The sequence below is a fragment of the Paenibacillus sp. PastM-3 genome (assembly GCF_029893965.1).
In the GTDB taxonomy this organism is placed as follows: domain Bacteria; phylum Bacillota; class Bacilli; order Paenibacillales; family Paenibacillaceae; genus Paenibacillus_AQ.
Window position 1 is genome coordinate 1 of the sequence record NZ_JARXXP010000025.1, and the last position, 15035, is coordinate 15035.

13 protein-coding genes and 1 pseudogene are annotated in these 15035 nt (G+C 51.7%); 1 reads left to right on the forward strand and 13 read right to left on the reverse strand.

What is annotated here, in order from left to right; translation table 11 throughout:
• Nucleotides 1–435: 435 nt before the first annotated feature.
• The 3 genes and pseudogenes from M2108_RS25100 to M2108_RS25110 form a co-directional block, all read right to left on the reverse strand.
• Nucleotides 436–688 (reverse strand): annotated as a pseudogene (locus M2108_RS25100) (transposase); the annotation flags it as partial.
• A gap of 1234 nt (nucleotides 689–1922) precedes the next feature.
• On the reverse strand, nucleotides 1923–2741 hold the full coding sequence (locus M2108_RS25105) for a TrmH family RNA methyltransferase (protein ID WP_277472190.1): 819 nt from the start codon (nucleotides 2739–2741) through the stop codon (nucleotides 1923–1925).
• A gap of 24 nt (nucleotides 2742–2765) precedes the next feature.
• A complete protein-coding gene (locus tag M2108_RS25110) occupies nucleotides 2766–3425 on the reverse strand; it encodes a potassium channel family protein (RefSeq protein ID WP_277472189.1) in 660 nt (219 codons plus the stop codon).
• A 190-nt stretch (nucleotides 3426–3615) separates the two neighbouring features.
• Here M2108_RS25110 and M2108_RS25115 point away from each other — a divergent pair, with 190 nt between their 5' ends.
• A complete protein-coding gene (locus M2108_RS25115) occupies nucleotides 3616–3861 on the forward strand; it encodes a small acid-soluble spore protein SspI (RefSeq protein WP_068725717.1) in 246 nt (81 codons plus the stop codon).
• A 105-nt stretch (nucleotides 3862–3966) separates the two neighbouring features.
• Here the strand turns inward: M2108_RS25115 and M2108_RS25120 are convergent, their stop codons facing one another.
• The 10 genes from M2108_RS25120 to M2108_RS25165 all read right to left on the reverse strand — a co-directional run bounded on the left by M2108_RS25120 (nucleotide 3967) and on the right by M2108_RS25165 (nucleotide 14992).
• The gene (locus M2108_RS25120; RefSeq protein WP_277472188.1) at nucleotides 3967–5553 is read right to left on the reverse strand and encodes a peptide chain release factor 3; all 1587 of its coding nucleotides are present in this window, start codon (nucleotides 5551–5553) and stop codon (nucleotides 3967–3969) included.
• 164 nt (nucleotides 5554–5717) lie between these two features.
• The gene (locus M2108_RS25125) at nucleotides 5718–6953 is read right to left on the reverse strand and encodes an MFS transporter (RefSeq protein ID WP_280777228.1); all 1236 of its coding nucleotides are present in this window, start codon (nucleotides 6951–6953) and stop codon (nucleotides 5718–5720) included.
• 202 nt (nucleotides 6954–7155) lie between these two features.
• Nucleotides 7156–8706 carry a glucose-6-phosphate dehydrogenase gene (gene zwf, locus M2108_RS25130; RefSeq protein WP_277472186.1) on the reverse strand — a complete coding sequence of 517 codons (1551 nt, stop codon included), beginning with the start codon at nucleotides 8704–8706 and terminating at the stop codon, nucleotides 7156–7158.
• A 335-nt stretch (nucleotides 8707–9041) separates the two neighbouring features.
• Nucleotides 9042–9938, reverse strand: a complete 897-nt coding sequence (locus tag M2108_RS25135) for a YwmB family TATA-box binding protein (RefSeq protein ID WP_277472185.1) — start codon at nucleotides 9936–9938, stop codon at nucleotides 9042–9044.
• A gap of 518 nt (nucleotides 9939–10456) precedes the next feature.
• A complete protein-coding gene (locus M2108_RS25140; RefSeq protein ID WP_068725710.1) occupies nucleotides 10457–11107 on the reverse strand; it encodes a response regulator in 651 nt (216 codons plus the stop codon).
• A gap of 16 nt (nucleotides 11108–11123) precedes the next feature.
• Nucleotides 11124–12137 (reverse strand): sensor histidine kinase, encoded by a 1014-nt coding sequence (locus M2108_RS25145; protein WP_481857221.1) that lies wholly within the window; start codon nucleotides 12135–12137, stop codon nucleotides 11124–11126.
• Nucleotides 12138–12198: 61 nt separating this feature from the next.
• On the reverse strand, nucleotides 12199–12846 hold the full coding sequence (gene liaF / locus M2108_RS25150; protein WP_277472183.1) for a cell wall-active antibiotics response protein LiaF: 648 nt from the start codon (nucleotides 12844–12846) through the stop codon (nucleotides 12199–12201).
• Between the two features lie 276 nt (nucleotides 12847–13122).
• Nucleotides 13123–13827: a PspA/IM30 family protein gene (locus M2108_RS25155; RefSeq protein ID WP_277472182.1), complete on the reverse strand. Its 705-nt coding sequence runs from the start codon at nucleotides 13825–13827 to the stop codon at nucleotides 13123–13125.
• Between the two features lie 3 nt (nucleotides 13828–13830).
• The gene (locus tag M2108_RS25160; RefSeq protein WP_221803560.1) at nucleotides 13831–14310 is read right to left on the reverse strand and encodes a PspC domain-containing protein; all 480 of its coding nucleotides are present in this window, start codon (nucleotides 14308–14310) and stop codon (nucleotides 13831–13833) included.
• A 4-nt stretch (nucleotides 14311–14314) separates the two neighbouring features.
• On the reverse strand, nucleotides 14315–14992 hold the full coding sequence (locus tag M2108_RS25165) for a PspA/IM30 family protein (protein ID WP_068725703.1): 678 nt from the start codon (nucleotides 14990–14992) through the stop codon (nucleotides 14315–14317).
• Nucleotides 14993–15035 lie beyond the last annotated feature (43 nt).

Here is a 15035-nt window from a genome sequence, read left to right on the forward strand (position 1 = left end):
CGCTACGATAAACTAGCCAAGTCATTCTTGGCGTTTGTATACGTGGCTGCCATTTTCAAATTGACTCAATGAAGAGTTTTCAGACACGACCTAATTCTTTCTTCAGGATCTTGTTACATCAAAACCATTTTAAATTCGAACTCGCCTCTCCTAAAATAAGAATCAGCAATTTTAATGCTTATTGGACTCTCTTTTGGATTACTCCGCCGTAATCAACAATGCATCCAGCCAGATCTCACCTTAGCTCAAAGACAGCCACGCGTGCTTGAGTGAGAGCAGCCTCCAAAAAATCATTATCGGTCTTAAGGACTTTGTATTTTGAACACATTATACAGTCTATACCTCCTCTAATAACAAGTCTCCTATCAAAGCAGGAAAGAAAGGTTCTCCTTTATTCAAGCTAAAATACAGTAGTAAAAGTACTCATAAGCCATGGAGTCCACATTGGTAACGGAAACGAAGGTCAAACTCCAGTCTGCGCGCTAGGCCGGTGAACGTATCAATGTTCTCTAAGGGAGCCGCGAGTAATGCGCGAAGAATGCCTTGACGGTAGTGCCCGTCTAGGGGTTCTCAATTGCCTCGCCTACGATCTCAGGTCCAGTGTACTGAAAAAGAGCGGCATTCGTTCTTTCGATTCGATTTTTTTATGCTCCGAAAAGGAAAATAGACTATCTTGGAGAATATACATAGTGACTTCACTCCCTTGGATTTTCTCGTTTGTCACTTGAAAACTTCTCCAAGCTGGAGTGAAGTCCTTTTTCATGCTCGAAATTCCCTTGTCTAGCACGGACTTAGATTAATGCAAAATGCTCATATAAATAATCCCCATATAAATCAACTTTAGATTAATCCTCCTGCCTTCAGCCATTAAAAATTTCACTGTTAAGTTGGAGGAGAAATATAAAGAAATACTGATAAATCAAGGGTTTCTTGACCATCAGGATTGATTATTGTCCCTAACAAAGTTACAAGTGTCAAAGTGATCTCAACTCACTAAAGGAGTTTGTATTGTACTTAAATACTAAAAAATCCGAAATCATAAAACCTCCATAAACCTCACTGGAGCTGTTTAAGCTGAATTTGTTTTGCACTTCCAATCTCTGCTTATGTTTTTAATGGTATCTGGGAGCGGCATAGATGGCGAAAGCCCAAAGTTAAATCAAACCACCACAAAGAACGGAATGTCTCAATCCATGGTATAGAAAACGATCTATGATTTTTAACGTAAAGAACACATCCCACGGTTGATTATTGACTTTATATCTTATGAAAAAAACGCAAATCCCCCGCCGTTACTGGGTTTTTTAAGCTATTGTTGTCTACTTAAGATCATATAAACAGTCTCATTTAGTGTTATAACATGTCCTATTTTATGTTATAACCCACAGGATGGGTTTATTTTCTGTGCATAACCCCTGTACACAGAAAATAAAGTCGTATCACACCCCTCCCCCACTCATCCCCCCAAACCCATGCCCCGCCTAGCTTTCCCCGTTCTCTCCTTTTTCCCAAAAAACACCAAAGCAAATAAAGTCGTTTCACGTATTGGAAACCACCTGGTAAAAACGCTCGAATAAAACCTGGGAAATGAAAATAAAGTCGTGACGGTATTGGGGAAAAGAGTTGAGAAATAAATGAGGAAAAATCGAGATAAGAGTAAAGAAAATTGAGGAATGTTTGAAAAGAAAAATGGGAAGAGCAATTGGGTCAGGTCCGCTTTCTGACTTTTCCCTGGTGTTCTTCCCTTGGATTTTCCTTGCTGTGGCTGGGTTTGGGCGGTTTTGGCCGCCCTTGCCGCCGTTTGTCGCACTTGCCGCAGTTCGCCACCTTTTGCCGCCCTTCACCGCATTTGACTGGAATCGGTTTGGGAAATGAGTGGGAAATGGGTGGGGTGGGACGACTTTATTTGCTGCGGGATGAGTTTATTTGCTTTGGGACGGGTTTATTTGCGGTGGATAACCCCGCTGCCGCATCCCCTCAAACAATAAAATCGTCGCCGCCATCGCCGCATTCAATGACTCGGCCCGGCCGGCCATCGGGATGATGATGCTCTTGTCTACGAGAGCCGCTGTCTGCGGGGAGATCCCCTTGCCCTCGCTGCCGATCAGCAGCCACTGGCTGCCGCAGAAGTCGTGCGTGTAGCAGGAGTCTTCCCCGGTCAGCGAGGTGCTGACCAGAAGGGCTCCGCGTTCGCGTGCCTGCGGCAGAACAAGACTTAGATCTCCCTCCACTACCGGGAGATGGAACATCGAGCCCATCGTGGAGCGGATGGTCTTGGGATTATACAGGTCGGCGCAGCCCTGGCCGAGGATAACCCCGTCCGCGCCGGCGGCATCCGCACTGCGGATGATCGTGCCGACGTTCCCCGGGTCCTGGACGCCGTCCAGCACAACAACCAGACTGTCCGGCTTCGCCAGGATCGTCTCCACACCCTGCTGCTCTTTGCGGACAACCGCAAACACAGGCTGCGGGGTGTTAGTGCTGCTGCACTTGGCAATGACGGCAGCTGAAACGCCGATGACCTCCATGCCCTGTACCGCCTGCAGATGATCCCGCAGCTCCGACGGCATTCCCTTGTCCAAATCGTAGGCAAGTATCTCCACCTCGGCTTCCGCCAGCAGCGCCTCCTGCACCAGATGGATACCTTCTACAATATATTTGCCGGACTTATCGCGGTGCTTCTTCTCCTGCAGTCCGGCCCATTCCTTAACCCGCGTATTTTGCGGAGATAATATTTCCATGAGGTCTATTCCTTTCGTACTTCGTTAATGATACGCCATCTCCAGCCTGGTCAGGTTATCCTTATGCCCGACGATAACCAGCACATCGCCGTCAGCCAGCCGGTCCTCGGCTCTGGGCGTGATGTTCATGGCATCGCCCCGGCGGATCGCCATGACATTGCAGCCGTATTTGGCGCGGATGTCCAGCTCCAGCAGGTTTTTGCCGAGCATCTGCTTCGGTACCTTCATATCCAGGATACTGTAATCCGGTGACAGCTCAATATAGTCAAGAATGTTCGGTGAGGCCAGATGATGCGCCACCCTTAAGCCCATGTCCCGTTCAGGATAGATGATTTTGTCTGCGCCTATTTTGCTAAGCACCTTGCCGTGCAGCTCATTTCTGGCTTTGACCAGAATTGCCGGCACACCAAGATCCTTCAGAATGAGTGTGGTCAGGATGCTGGACTGAATATCTTCGCCGATCGCTACAACCACAACGTCGAAGTTGCGGATACCCAGCGCGCGCAGCGCTTCCTCATCTGTCGAATCTGCGGATACGGCATGGGTTACAATACCGGATATCTCCTGGGTCCGCTGTTCGTCGGTATCGATTGCAAGCACATCGTACCCCATGCCGCTGAGCGCTTTGGCTACACTTGAGCCGAAGCGTCCCATCCCGATAATCGCGTATTGTTTTTTGGCCATGTCCGTGTACCTCCTGCAGCATTTTTCGTCTCACACAGTATAGCATATGGGCGGCCAAACTTGAATTTTCACTGCCGCCGCAGGGCACATTAGTACAGGGCATTTTGGAGGAGGCAGATTCTGTTCCGGATGCCTGTTCCACTTTTCCTGCCTCATGAAGCTTTCCAAACAATGAAAAAGGAGGTGTACCATGCCGGTAACCATTGATTTACGCCAGGCGATTCTTCATAAAGTGCACGGCCAGTCCGAGGAAGACCTGCGCCACATGATCGAAGGCTCTGTAGACGGGCCGGAAGCGGCGCTTCCCGGACTTGGTGTTGTATTTGAAATGGTCTGGAAAGACATCGGCAAGGCCAAGCAGGATCATGTCATCGGTCTGCTGCACCGGCATCTGGAGGAGATCACCCCCGGATCGGTTACCACCGAGCAGAGCTAGACAGCCAAAAACCTCCGCATCCCGGCCGTGCAGCGCACAGTTAGAGGCGGAGGTTTCTTTTAATATGCTATCCGTACAGCCTGATCAGGCTCATCCGGCCCATTTTTAGGGAGCAGTCTCCAGGAACCTGGCAGTCGGATTCTTCTCCATAGCCGTACGCATCGCGTATTCATTTTCGAATAACACGACATAATTGCCCTTCTTATCGGTTACCAGTGTAGAATTAATCCGGAATTTGCCCGGGTCCGGCTTGTTGTCATCGACAATCCAGCGCGCGAACTGGTAGCTCATCCGCTGCAGCTGCACATCCACGCCATATTCGCCCTTCATCCGGTATTCGAACACTTCGAACTGCAGCTGTCCGACTACGCCAAGAATAATATCGTCAAAATTGACCGTGCGGAATACCTGGATCATCCCTTCTTCCGTCAGCTGGTCAATTCCTTTTTGAAATTGCTTTGATTTGAGTGCATTTTTGATGCTCACTTTGGAGAAAATCTCCGGTGAGAACGTCGGCAGTTCATCGAACTCCATCTCTCCCGCCTGGCTCAGCGTATCGCCAATTCGGAAAATCCCCGGGTCAAACAAACCGATAATGTCACCCGGATACGCCTCTTCGACAATATCACGGTCCTGGGCCAGGAACTGCTGCGGCTGGGACAGCTTGATGTCTTTGCCTGCCCGGACATGCTTCACGCTCATGCCGCGCTCGAACTTGCCGGAGACAATCCGCAGGAACGCGATACGGTCACGGTGCGCCGGGTTCATGTTGGCCTGGATTTTGAAGACATAACCGGTGAATTTCTCATTAGTCGGTTCAATTGAACCAACCGTACTGCGGCGAGGCTCCGGCTTCGGTGCCAGCTCCAGGAAATTGTCGAGGAACGTCTGCACTCCGAAATTATTGATCGCACTGCCGAAGAAGACCGGAGTCAGCTCGCCGCGCAATACTTTTTCATAGTCAAAAGCGTCACCCGCCACATCCAGCAGCTCCAGATCCTGGCACAGCTGGTCATGCAGATATTCTCCGGCCATCTCGCGGATGATCGGATCGTGGTAGTCCTCGACCTTCTGTACTTTAATTACAGAGTGATCGTCACCCTGGAACAGCTCCACCTGATTCTTCATCCGGTCGTACACGCCGCACAGCTCGCGGCCGCTGCCGATCGGCCAGTTCATCGGTACAGAGCGGATGCCCAGTACATTCTCCAGCTCTTCCATCAGATCGAAGGGGCTCTGCCCTTCACGGTCCAGCTTGTTGATGAAGGTAAAGATCGGGATCCCGCGCTTGGCGCAGACCTGGAACAGCTTGATTGTCTGTGCCTCGACGCCTTTGGCCACGTCAATCAGCATGACCGCACTATCCGCCGCAGTCAGGGTACGATAGGTGTCCTCACTGAAATCCTGGTGACCCGGAGTATCCAGAATGTTCACCCGGTGATCCAAATAGTCAAACTGCATTACGGAAGACGTTACCGAGATTCCGCGCTGCTTCTCTATTTCCATCCAGTCACTTGTCGCATGCTTGCTTGCTTTGCGGGCTTTAACCGTTCCCGCCAGCCGGATCGCGCCGCCGAACAGCAGCAGCTTTTCCGTCAGTGTTGTTTTACCCGCATCCGGGTGGGAAATGATCGCAAACGTTCTCCGTTTGTCCACTTCCTGTTGCAGTTTCTGATCCGGTGCCTTATCCATTGCACATATCCCTTCATATATAAATTCATGCTTGATCGCCAATTGCTTTTTTTCCGTTTCCAGAAAGCATCCTTTAAAGTATATCAAAATTCGGCAGACTTTATCTACATAAAAGCGTCGGAAGTGAAATAAGTTATGTAAATTTGCCGTTTCCCGCGTATCCCTTAACTGGCTGCCGTTTCCGCTTCTGCGCGGGCCGTGTCTGCCATAACAATCTTTCTGTTAAAAATGAGCAAAACCGCCATGGCCAAGATCAGGCTCAGCGCACCCGTCATCCAGATAACAGTATAGCCCAGCCGTTCGGCAGCCAGACCAAGCAGCAGGGTAATAGCGAAGCCGGCGAGTGATCTGAGGGCGGATAACCCTGAGGTGAAGGTTGCTCTTTTGCCACGGGGAATGAAATCCTGGACCCATGCACTAAATAAGGAGGACTCCAGACCAAGCCCGAATTCATATAAAACCAGCCCCGCGATAAACACAGCCGGATGAGCAAACAGCCCCGCAAGCAGCAGCCCCGCAGCCGACAGCAGCAGACCGCCGGAAATGACCCGCACCGCCCGCACCTTCCGTCTCGCCAGAAAAGCGCTGCAGAACGAAGACAGGCTGATCACAGCCATGAACAAAACCAGCAATCCTCCTAAATAGCCCGCGGGCAGCCCGAGCTCATTCACACCATACACCTGCCAGCTCAGCAGGAAAGCAAGCAATGCGGCATGGCTGAAGATGCTTTTGAGCAGAATAAACCGCATCAGCTTGTTTCCGGCAAATTCGGCCGTGGTCACATAGACCTCTTTAAACACACTGTCCTGCGTCCGGACTCCGTAATTGTCGCTGAACCGCAGCCACGCATAAAGTCCAAGTCCCACTGCCGCCGCACCCGCTATAGCAACTGGAAGGTAGAGGTGGATATTGCTGCTAAATGACGCCATAAGTGCACCTACAACTGCAAAAGCAGACACATATCCGTTCAGGCGCGGCAGTGCGATATTTTTATAGTCCGGCATGCCCAGATCCTCAAGCTTATCCAGATACCAGGCCTGCGGCGAGCCGGAAATCAGCGCAACTCCCAGAGACATCGCAACCGCAGAAACGATGAACGCCGCGAGATTGCCGGCAAAAGCAAATACAGTCAATCCCGCACCCCATATTATAAAACCGATGGCCGTCAGCTTTTTCCTCCCGTACAGGTCCGACAGATTACCGCTGGGATAATCAAACACCGCAAGGGACAGCGAGGACACCGCGAATACAATACTGATCTGCAGCGGATCTATCCCCCTCATGCTCATCAGCACAATATATACCGCCCCGTACAGCTTATCAGTCAGATTATAGCCGCATAGCAGGGTCCCCAGAAAAAAGCTGTACTGCTTATGAGCTTGCCGTGTCCTCTTCATCATCGAACGCCCCATTCCTGCCAAGGATGTTGTAGCCCTTCAGGCGGCTGATGCACTTCCCCGTGATGTTTTTCTCTACATTAAAAGGAATTATATAGTAAATACAAACGCGTGAAATCCTTTTTTTGTAACTTTCACTCAAAATACAAAAACAGCGCTCCCCCGCCACCGGGGAACCGCTGTTATGTAATCTATAGAGCTGGTACTAGCTGTTCACACGCCATACCACATTATCTTCATCCTGTCCGTTCACCGGCCACCAGTGGAAGCCTTCCTGAGCCAGCAGCTGGTCTGCTTCTACCGGGCCCCATGAGCCTGCAGGGTAGGATGCCAGATCATTGCTTTCTTCCTTCCAGGCCTGTGCAATCCGGTCAACGAAGGACCAGGCCGACGATACTTCATCCCAACGGGTAAAATAGGTCGAATCGCCGCGTGCCGCATCATGCAGCAGACGCTCATAAGCCTCAGGTGAGTTGATGCCGACCATGCAGCTCTGGCAGAAGTCCATTGCGAGCGGCTGGATTTCCGACTCCGAGCCCGGCTTCTTGGCGTTAATCTTCACGTAGATGCCTTCCATCGGATTGACGCGGATAACGAGCAGGTTCGGCTCAAGCTTATGCTTTTGACCCAGGTATACATTGGTCGGCATACCCTTGAACTCCACCACCACTTCCGTTGTCTTCACAGGCAGACGCTTGCCGGTACGGATGTAGAACGGAACGCCCGCCCAGCGGAAGTTGTCTACAAAAATACGCGCTGCAAAATACGTCTCGGTATTGGACTCAGGATCCACCTTATCCTCCTGGCGGTAAGCCGGCAGGCTCTTGCCTTTGTAGAGGCCCTGAGTATACTGCCCGCGCACCACGTTCTCGCGCACTTCCTCCGAGGAAGAGTACGGACGCAGCGAACGGAGCACCTTCACCTTCTCGTCACGGATATCCTCAGCCAGCAGACGGCTTGGCGGCTCCATCGCAATCATCGTCAGCAGCTGCAAAATATGGTTCTGACCCATATCGCGCAGCGCACCAGCATGATCATAGTACCCGCCGCGTTCTTCTACCCCGACCGTTTCGCCCAGGGTGATCTGAATGTTGGCAATATGCTTGTTGTTCCACAACGGTTCAAAGAACGCATTAGCAAAACGGATAACCTCAATGTTCTGCACCATTTCCTTGCCCAGATAGTGGTCAATCCGGTAGATCTCTTCTTCCTTGAAGACCTGGCGGATCTGTTCATTCAGCTGCTCTGCGGATTCCAGATTGTAGCCGAACGGTTTCTCGATAACCAGACGGTTCCAGCCGGCACCCTGCAGCATTCCGCCTGCCTTGAGGTTGAACGAGACGCTGCCGAACAGCTCAGGAGCCAGAGCCAGATAGAACATCCGGTTGCCCGGGATCTGGAACTTCTGCTCCAGCAGCTCTGTCTGCGCACTCAGCTCACGGAAGCCGTCCACATTGTTAATATCCAGTGATTTATATTCGAAATGCTGTACAAAATCATTCCATTCCGCAGCATCGGCTACCTGATAACGGCAGAATTCACGAATGGATTCCTTCACATCCTCCCGGAACTCCTCCTGGGTACGGGGACGCCGAGCCACGCCAATTACCGCAAAATCATGTGTCAGCTTGCCTTCGCGGTACAAGCTGTATAACGCAGGGAACAGCTTCCGCCGGGCCAGATCTCCGGTTGCCCCAAAAATAAAGAATACAGCACCGGGTGTATGCAGTTCATCAAGGGTTTGATTTTCAGCCATGGCTCCTCATCTCTCTGTATGTAATATAGTTAGTTGACAATCATTCTCATCGTGCCGTAGCACGGCGTGATGTCATTTTATCATATTCGCCGTAAGGATGCTATCACATTCCTGACAGTTTTTCTCGGGTTTTCGCAATTTTCCATTAATCTTTCTTATCCTTTTTCATACCGAAGCTTATAGTCTGCGGCCGGAGCAATAGCTGCTGCCACACTTACATATTATACCTTCCGGTAAAAAGCTCCGCAAACGCGAAGCCCGGTTTTGCGGAGCTTTCTATTAGGATGTGCTAAATTTCAGCAGATTATGATGAGGATTTTACAAAGCTCCATCCATTAATATTCAATCGTAATGAGCGGCAGCCCGATTGTCACGCGGTTACTGTTGTCATTACTGTTCTGGTGTACGGCAGCCTGGAGAGCTATTCTATTATCTCCGCTGTTCACGTATCTCTGAGCGCCTTGAATGCTGTAGGAACGGCTGTACGTCGCATCGTCTTCGTAGCTTTCTGCTGCTTCTAATCCACCCAGCCGCTCAGCAATTGCCCCCTCCGCCCGCTCAAGCGCCCCGCGGGGAGATCCGGACACCGATGATATGCCTTGCAGTGAAGCATTCCACTCTGAAGTAATGCCGGCGGCCAGCATCTGTGTTCCTGCGTCTGCTGCCGCAGTCTGAACCGTTTCTGCCTGCAGCAGATCCTGCGTCTCCACTGTCACAATTACATAACTTACACCTTGGCCCAGCTCACTCCAGAACAATGAAACCGTGCTGGTTGAATCCAGCGCACGGGAGGCTCTGTAGGTTACATGACCATCTTCTTCAGCTGCCCTCAGCTTGCCGAGTCCGAGCAGCCCGGCCAGCCGGGCTGCCGATGCCGCAGGATCTGCGGCTTCAATAGCGGACATGGCTTGGGCCGTTGCTGGTGCTTCTGCATGATCTGCGGCGTCAGTGGCATCCCCAGCTTCACCGCTGTACTCCCCCTGCCATTTCACAACCAGTCGCAGCGGAGAATCAGCCGCTGTTATTTCCTGGCCGGCTGTGGCCAGGAGATTCAGGGAGCGGGTCAGCTGCTCCGGGCTGGATGCAGAGAGCGCGGTGTCTGCTGCAGATTTATCTGCAGCAGTGCGGCCGGCCCCGCTTGCGAATCCGGCCAGCAGCAACACCAGCAGGCTGAGACCAATCATGACCATTGTCAGCTTCCCTATCCCTTGTTCATGTTTCCCCAGCCGCATTCCGCATCTCCCTCTCTCATCCAATTCTCGCAATCTACTAGAAAGGATAGCCCGATGCGGGAGAAGTTATACATGCTTGCTAGATACTCTGCTAAAGTTCAAAATTTACAGGGATTACGATTTAGCGTACACACTACAGGCTGCGGGCCTGAGGTTGAACTGTAAGGATGACAATCTGGCTATTATTCGTTCGCAGGAGCAGATACGCCTCAATGCACAAAAGCCAACATAGAGGGAATAATCCCTTTATGTTGGCTCTACAAACCCTTCGAGGAGCTCATTAGAGGGAATAATCCCTTTAAATTGGCTATATTCAGCCTAGTAAGGCTAATTTAGTGGGATAAATCCTTTTATTCTACGAAAAGCAGCCTTGTTAGGTTAGATTCAGAGGCATTTTTGCCCTTCATTTCGCCCATTCTGCCACCGAGGCCGAATTCAGAGGCACTTTTGCCCTTCATTTCGCTAATTTAGCTACCAAGCCCGAAAGGGCGAGGTTAGCCTATAGTTGCCAGCCAAAGTTACTCCGCCAGCCCGTTCTTATAGGCGTAAATAGCCGCCTGGGTCCGGTCCTCGACGCCCAGCTTGGCAAGAATGTTGGTAACGTGGAACTTTACTGTCTTGATCCCGATGATCAGCTGGTCGGCAATATCCTGGTTGGATTTACCCTGGGCCAGCAGCTTCAATACTTCCATCTCGCGTTCGGTAAGCTCCTTGTAAGCCGGAGCCTCCGCTTTGGCATTGTTGCGGAAGCGGTTCATCATTTTGGATGCGACCTGAGACTCCAGTACGGATTGCCCTCTGGCTGCAGCACGGATGGCATCCGCTACTTCGCTGGCCCGCGAGGTCTTCAGCAGATAGCTGAACGCTCCGGCTTCAATGACAGGATACATCTTCTCATCGTCCAGATAGCTGGTCAGCACGATAACCTTGCAGTCCGGATACAGCTTGAGTAGCCGTTTGGTTGTCTCAATGCCGTCCATACCCTCCATCACCAGATCCATCAGCACTACATCCGGATTGTATTCCTGGGCCAGCCGGATGCCTTCCTCACCGCTGCCGGCTTCACCGACCACCTCAATACCGTCTTCAGTACCGAGCACTGCGGCAAGTCCGATCCGCACCATTTCATGATCATCCACCAGCAGAACCTTGATTTCTTCTGTTTCCATGGTTGCCCTTGCCTCCTTATTCATTGACCAGCGGTACAGTAATTTCAATCCGCATCCCTTTGCCGGGCGCGGTAATAAACTGTATGGATCCGCCCGTTTCTGCAATCCGCTCCTGCATATTCGACAGACCGTATGAGGTCAGCTTGCTGTCATCAATCTCAAAGCCCATGCCATCATCCCTCAGTGTCAGTCTTACTGAGTCGCCGCGCCGGTGCAGCCGGATCTCCATCTTCTCTGCCTTGGCATGCCGTAAAGTGTTCGAAATAGCTTCCTGCACAATGCGGAACAAATGATTCTCGACTCCTTTAAGCAATTGTACATCCGGGTCCATCTCAAAAATAATCTCCATCGGCACCTTGATCTGCAGCTCTTTAATCAGCTCCTGCAGCCCCTGCTCAAGTCCCTTGCCTTCCAGATACACCGGCCGCAGATGCAGCAGCAGCGCGCGCATCTCCGACTGGGCCACCGCAGACATCTCCTCAATCAGGGCAATCTGCCGCTGGGCCTTGTCAAAATCCTTCTCCAGCGTCCGGCCCACAGCCGTCGCTGTCATCGAAATGGCGAACAGCTGCTGGGACACGGCATCATGCAGCTCGCGGGCCAGGCGCTGCCGCTCTTCGATAATCGCCGATACTCGCGCCTGCTCCGCCAGCTTGGCATTGTTGGTCGACAGCCGCTGAAGGGTGTTGACCTGGTTCTCCCACTTGCCGCTGATCCGGCCAAGCTGCTCGCCGAGCCGGCCCAGCTCATCAGTCCCCAGCACCGGCATCGCCGGGGTGAGGTTGCCCTTCTCCCAGGCAACCAGCGTTCCCCGCAGCCGTTCCAGCCTGCGCTTGAAGCGGAAGCTCTGAAAGAAGCCAAAGCCGACTCCGAAGACCACCGGCAGCAGGATGAGCGTCACAGTGGTGCGGATTCCAATCTCCCAATTCTCGAAAGGCTTCAAATAACCATATGTATACATAATGTACAAGAAAACCAGCAGCATGACAAAGGAGAATAAAGCCCCCTCACCCATGCTGCGCGTTACCATGCTGCTGTTCTTTTTATCCACGTGCAGGAGCCTCCCTCTCTTAATAAATACCATGCAGCGGTCAGGATTTGGTTAGATCCAGATCACCCATCAGATAGGAAATGCTGAACTTTACCTTATTAGTGCTGGTATCATAGTTGGCAGACTTCCAGTTCAGCCGGTTCATCATCCCCGTATCGCGGTGGCTGCCGAATTCGATCGAGCCGAACAGCACAAAGGCTTCAATCTCTACGCCATAGTCATCGGACAGGTGGATATCCATATCCCCGAATATCCCCTGAAACAGCATAATAGTTTCCTTATCCTCAGCGATCGCCAGTGAAAGGTCCACATCAGCCTCGCCAAGGACATGCCATGCACTCAGGCTGCGCATCACCCAGGGCGACAGATCCCAGTCAAAACGGGAGGAGAAGCTCTGCTTCTGCATGAACACTTTGCCCTGCTGCAGCCGTTTCGATTTGACATAGAACACGCCGAGCGAAATCAGGCAGATGCCCAGCACCAGCAGCAGATGATCCAGCAGCAGCAGTACTGCGCCGATTCCCAGCAGCTTGTAGCCCTGCTTGACTTTGCCTGAGGTTGTGCGGTAAATCCCCAGCAGCAGGAACAGGAGCGCGACAACGGAGAAAAATCCGATCCATTTGCCAAATATCATCAAGCAGCCCACGCCAATCAGTCCGATGGCAATCAAACGGTTCCGTTTATCCATAGCGCACCTCCTAAAAGTTTTGCGGAGCAAAACTGTCTTCGTAAGCATTTGCCAAGTTTTGCGAAGCAAAACTAACTTCGTAAACCTTAACTATATAACATAATAGAGGAATCAAGTCCCTCTGCTTTATTTTCAACGTTAAAATACCTGTAATCCACAAATAATGATTCGATATATCGTATCCCACTACAAAAGCCATACCGGTATGGTGACCCATACCGTATGGCTTTTACCTTGTTCAGCATATCATATCCGCCTGCTTTTTAGGAACAGGGATTAGTCTTCTTTTTTGTCCAGGGACGGTGAAGATGGAGGATTCAGTTTGTTCTTCAGAGCGGCAAGCTGCTCTTCCACTTTGAGCTGTTTCTCAGCGTCAACCGGTTTGTTGTACAAGCCGGAGGAAGGGCTGTAAGGGGCACGCATAACATCGGCTTCAGCTTCAAGCTGCATGATCTTTTCTTCCATGCGGTGGAAGCCGAGGGATGCGCTGCCGCTTTCAATGGCATGCACGCTGCTGATCTGCGACATCTGCTTTTTGGCCTTGGCCATTTGGGCGCGGGATACCAGCTCGTTGCGCTTGTTGCGCAGCTTGTAGAACTCATCCTTCATGTCATGCAGCTGCTGTACCAGTTCTTTGGCCTGCACTTCTGCCTGGGCGTGAAGATCGCCGTATTCAGTCTGCTTCTGGTCGAAGTAGATTTTCTCTTCCAGCAGCTTGCGGGCAACCTCTTCCTGCCCGTTCTTCAGAGCCAGCTCAGCCTGGGCTCCGCGCTGTCCGGACATTTTGGCGGCTTCCTCAACACGCTGCTTCATGCGGCGCTCGTTGGCCATCTGCTTGGCAACAGTAACCTCTGCTTCGTGAATTTCAGCCTCCATATCGCGCAGGTACTGGTTCAGCATTACGATCGGGTCCTCTACTTTATCCAGCAGGTCGTTTACCGACGCTTTTGTCATATCCTTAATCCGTTGAAATACTCCCATGTTTTACACTTCTCCCTTCTCGTATTTAGCAAGTTTTTGTTTCAGCTCTTCGACTTCCTTCTGCAGTGCCTTCTTCTCGATATCCTTCATCATCGCATCCAGACCGGAATCCTGGCCGGGATAACTATTGGCCTTGTTATAACCCGGGTTCGGGTTGTAGCCGGGCTGTCCGCCAGGTCCGCCGTAGCCGCCCTGTGCATGCGGGCCCTGCGGTCCGCTTCCATATCCGGGGCCGCCGTAATGGCCGCCATAAGGTCCGCCGGGTGCTCCCGGTCCGGGACCGAACGGATTATATTGCGTCGGCTCCTTGGGAATGATCAGTGCTGCAATGAAATAGACAAGTATAGTCGCGCCTCCGGTAAAGGGAATGCTGACGAGCAGCAGAATCCGGAACAGGGTAGAATCAATGCCGAGTGTCTCGGACAATCCTCCAGCCAGCCCTGTCATTACCTTGTCGCGGGTTGAACGATACAACCGGGTCATAGCACTACTCCTTTCCGCCATTGTTAAGCTTCTCCTTGAGCTTAGCCATTTCTCTTTCCAATACAGTTGCTACGGTCTCGCCGGCCTGCACTGCGTATTCCTGGCCCATGCGGCGCAGATCCCGCAGACTCTTCGCTTCCAGCTCCCAGTCGTTCATCCGGTCTTCAAGCCGTCCGAACATCTTCGGAACATCGCTGCCGTTACCGTATGCAGCCGCCCGCTGGTTCATGCGCTGCTGCAGTCTCAGCGACTCCATGCGTGCCGCATAGTACTGGCGCTTGTTATACACCGTCTGGTATTCAACCTTCAGTTCATTCAGCTGGCTTTCCAGCTCATACAGCGATCCCTGGCTCTGTTCCAGCAGCCCGCTGTACTGCTCCAGCTTTTCCTCGTGGATGATTTTCTCCTGCAAAGCCATCTTTGCCAGATTGTCTTCACCGGCCTTGAGCGCCAGCAGCGCCTGCTCCTCACGTTTGTTTCTCATGGCCGTTGCCTGATTCACCTGCACCTGCAGCTGCTTGGTATGGGCAGCATATTGCTGGTACAGCCGTTCTGCTTCAGCGATCTCCTCACGGGTCGAATGCAAGAACTGATCGATCAGCTTCACCGGGTCCTGGCTTTGTTCCAGTCGTTCATTTAGATTAGCTACGGTAATATCCCTCATGCGGCGAAAAACACTCATGATTTCCTGTTCCCTCCCTGCTTCTTATTAAGTAATCTTGTGC